This window comes from Nocardiopsis sp. JB363, assembly GCF_900143625.1.
Taxonomy (GTDB): Bacteria; Actinomycetota; Actinomycetes; order Streptosporangiales; family Streptosporangiaceae; genus Nocardiopsis.
The window spans coordinates 1-2897 of record NZ_FRFF01000059.1 but is presented as its reverse complement, the minus strand read 5'-3'; the positions used below and the strand labels follow the sequence as shown (position 1 = coordinate 2897).

The window sequence follows — 2897 nt, the reverse complement described above, 5'->3', positions numbered from 1 at the left end:
GGGGTTGGGGGGCGCTCGGGGCGGACACCTGGGCCTGGGCGTCGGTGGACTGGAGCGGGGGCACGAAACCGCGCACCCGCCCGGCGGACTCGGTGTCGGGCTCCAGCACCACCGGTTCGGGCAGCGGAGGCTCGTCCTCCTGCAGGGCCCGGTGGGGCAGTGTCTCGGCCGGGGCCACCCGCTTCCACCACAGGAGCGCCTCCTGGGCGTCCAGTTCGGCCTCCACCTCCAGCCAGCCGCGTACCTGGGGGTGGCGTCGCTCGGCGTTCCAGGAGCGCGGGTAGGGCTGCTCGTCCAGGATCACCACGTGTTCGCCCTCGATCCGGGGGATCTCCGCGGGCAGGCCCTCGTTCCACACCCAGGAACCGTCGTGGGCGACCAGGTTCCACCAGCCCCACACGGTCTGTGCGTCCGGGTCGGTCTGGGACGAGCGGTAGGCGTCGGCCCAACGCGGGTCGGGGGGTGTTCCCTCAAGGCCGTGGGTGTGGGGGCCGATGAGGGCGTCGGCGAGCAGGGTGTGGAGTTGGAAGTTGTCGCCGATGCCGTCGAAGAGAACGCGAAAGGCCCGGTGTGAGGCGCGGTCCATGACCAGTGCGGAGGTGGCTTCGGCCATGCGCAGCAGGGTGCGGACCTCGTCGAATTCGTAGAGCAGGTCGCTGAGCTGGTTGGTGATGGCCACCAGTTGGGCGTGCAGGGCGGGGTCGCGGCGGATGTGGGCGCGTACCTCGGAGTGGCTGAGCATGGTCTTGCCGGCCAGGCCCAGGCGGCGGCTGGTCCACCAGCACATGGTGGCGGCGGGGGCGTCGTGGCCCAGGTGGGCGGAGACGCGGGCTTCGGCGTCGGCGGTGACGTGGTCGGGGTCGGGTGGGGTGTCGGCGCCGGTGCGGTTCCAGGCGTTGAGGAAGGCGATGGCGCCGTTGCCCATGGTGCGGAGCAGGTGGAGGATCTCGATGCCGGCGGGGCCGGGGTCGGTGCCCATTTCCACCAGGGCTCCGGCGACCACGGCCAGGTCGGCCAGGACGCCGGGTGCGGCGTGGTCTCCGGCGAGCAGGGGGGTGAGGGCCTCCAGGGCGAGTTCGCGTTCGGAGGCGGGGATCTGGGAGGCCAGGAGGTAGACCTTGTGGACGGCCGGTGGGAAGCGTTGGGGGTCTGTGGCGACGGATGCGTCGATCAGTTCTTGGAATGCGGTGCGAAACTCGTCGACCATGGCTACGTCCCCTTTCTCACGCAACCAACCTAATGTCTCATCAGGGAAGGATCGCACGTTAACGGGCTATATCAGTGTTACTGGTGGGTTCGTTGGTGATTCGAGATGGGGTCTTCACAGACCCAGGCGGGTCACGGCGTTGTCGTCCAAGGGGTTGGCGGTGCGGATGTAGTCGTGCACCGTGGCCGGGTTGGTCCAGCGTCCCTGGCGCATGATCTCGCGGTCGGCGGCCCCGCTCAGGGCCGCCTGGGTGGCGAATCCTGCGCGTAGGGAGTGTCCTCCGAAGTCGTCGGGGTCCAGCCCGGCCCGTTGGGCGTAGCGTTTGACCAGGTCCCCCACCGCGCGTGGGGACATCGAGCGCGGGCCGATGCGTCCGTGACGGTCCACCGAGGGCAGCAGTGGGCGTCCTGATCCATCGGCCAGACTCAGCCGGCTCAGGTCGGTGCAGGTGTGGGCGCTGGGATCGGGCGCGCCCTGGAGGCCTCGCAGGTGGGTGCGCAGGGCGTGGGCGCCGTGTTCGGCGCCCAGCTCCACCAGGTGCGACCAGTCGGCCAGGGCGCACACACAGCAGGTGGTGCGGCGCCGCCCCTTGGGCAGGGCCACCTGTTGGTGTTTGCGTCCCTCCTGGTCGGTCTTGGTGGCGTGCAGTGCCACCACCAGGGTGGGGGCGCCGGTGGTGGGGTCGGTGGCCAGGGTGAGGTCGTCGAAGGTCAGGGCGGCCAGCTCGGAGCGGCGCAGCGCCCCGGCGAAACCGGTCAGCAGCAGCAGGGCGTCGCGGCGTCGGGCCACTCCCCCGGGGTGTCCTTCGGCGGGGCGGGCGGCCAGCAGGTCCTCCAGGGTGGAGAGCACCACGGGGGCCTTGCGGTGGGGGCGCCTCTTGCGGGTGCGGCGGATACCGCGCAGGGTCATGCGCACCACCTCGGCGCGGGTGGGCGAGTCCAGGCCGTGGGCTCCGTGGACGGCGGCGATGGCCGCGGAGCGTCGTTCCAGGGTGGAGGGGGCCAGGGCCCAGTCGGTGTCCTGGGGGGTGCGGGCGCGGGCGCACACGGCCAGGTAGACGGCCACGTCGGTGGGGTCCGCGGGCAGGGAGGTGCGGCCCTCGGCCAGGCACCAGGCGCTGAAGGAGGTCCAGTCGGCGCGGTAGGCGCGCAGGGTGGACGGGGACTGGGCGCCGGCCAGGAAGGTGCCCAGCAGGTGGGCCTGGTCGGCGTCGAAGCGTTCGCGTACGCGTTCCAGGGCGCGGGTGTCCACGAGTACACCGTGGTCCACGTGGCGCAGGCGGCTGCGCACGGTGACGGGTAGGGCGCCGTCGGTGCCGTCGGTGTCGATGATGGGTGGTTCGGTGGTGTCCACGGTTTCCATTGTGGCTTGTGGTGGGAGCGGGTTCGGTCAGGCGTGGCCGGGTGGGGGTGGCGTCAGCCGAACAGGTGGGCGCTCAGGGCGCCCCAGAGGTCGCTTGGCGGGACCACGAGCAGCATCAGTGTGACCGAGATGACCAGGGCCACCGCGAAGGACAGGGCGGCCATCCAGCGGCGCAGGATCAGGGCCAGGGTGGTGCCCAGGGCGGGTACGCCCCAGGCCAGGACCAGCAGCCACACCACGGCGTTGCCCATGGCGCGCACCGCTTGTTCTTGCTGTTGGGCCATGACCCGGGCGGCGGCCTCGGGGTCGTCCATGAGGGGGTCGGTGG

General features: G+C 71.7%; 2 protein-coding genes and 1 pseudogene. All 3 read right to left on the bottom strand.

Annotated elements, in window-relative coordinates:
• Positions 1-1207 (bottom strand): hypothetical protein (locus BQ8420_RS09145; protein ID WP_200815866.1); only part of this gene is annotated, 1207 nt, incomplete at its 3' end.
• Positions 1208-1321: 114 nt separating this feature from the next.
• Positions 1322-2569 carry a site-specific integrase gene (locus BQ8420_RS09140; RefSeq protein WP_087097409.1) on the bottom strand — a complete coding sequence of 416 codons (1248 nt, stop codon included), beginning with the start codon at positions 2567-2569 and terminating at the stop codon, positions 1322-1324.
• Between the two features lie 53 nt (positions 2570-2622).
• A pseudogene (locus BQ8420_RS31815) lies at positions 2623-2897 on the bottom strand (hypothetical protein); the annotation flags it as partial.

What these genes read in the sequence shown, in the direction of transcription:
- BQ8420_RS09140 (WP_087097409.1), bottom strand. Translation starts at nt 2,569, where the DNA reads ATGGAAACCGTGGACACCACCGAACCACCCATCATCGACACCGACGGC.